This window comes from Pedobacter sp. ASV12, assembly GCF_016429155.1.
In the GTDB taxonomy this organism is placed as follows: Bacteria; Bacteroidota; Bacteroidia; order Sphingobacteriales; family Sphingobacteriaceae; genus Pedobacter.
This window is the reverse complement of the sequence record NZ_JAELUC010000310.1, coordinates 1-429: the sequence shown is the minus strand read 5'-3', so window position 1 is coordinate 429 and position 429 is coordinate 1. Positions and strand designations below refer to the sequence as shown.

1 protein-coding gene is annotated in these 429 nt (G+C 34.5%); it reads right to left on the bottom strand.

Annotated elements, in window-relative coordinates; translation table 11 throughout:
• Positions 1–359 (bottom strand): C40 family peptidase (locus JHD69_RS20445; RefSeq protein WP_199142159.1); only part of this gene is annotated, 359 nt, incomplete at its 3' end.
• Between the last annotated feature and the right edge of the window lie 70 nt (positions 360–429).

Below are 429 nucleotides of genomic sequence, written 5' to 3'. Positions count from 1 at the left end.
CCTTCTTTCAGCTCATCTTTAGACAAAGGATTAACCATACTGAAAATATCACGAGAATTACGAAGAATATCGGTATTAAAAACCTTATCGTAAATTGCTTTTGTAAATGCAGAACAATCAATTCCTTTTCTAGTGTTGCCACCAAAACGATAAGGAGTGCCTATCCACTCGTATATGAATTTATAAAGCTTTAAATTTGAAGTTGCATTTACCGCAACGCCCATTACTTGCGAAAAATATTGCGAGGCTAAATTGTCAGGGTCTTCTACTTTGCTAGCTTCTTTGGTTTTACTTTGGGCAAATGTTGCCGAAAAAGTAGAGAGAATAATTAAAGCAGAAAACAAAAACTTTTTAATCATAGTTATACTATTAAGTTTGGGTAAACAACACTTACACTTAACGTACACCACTACGGGCTTATTGTTAGGG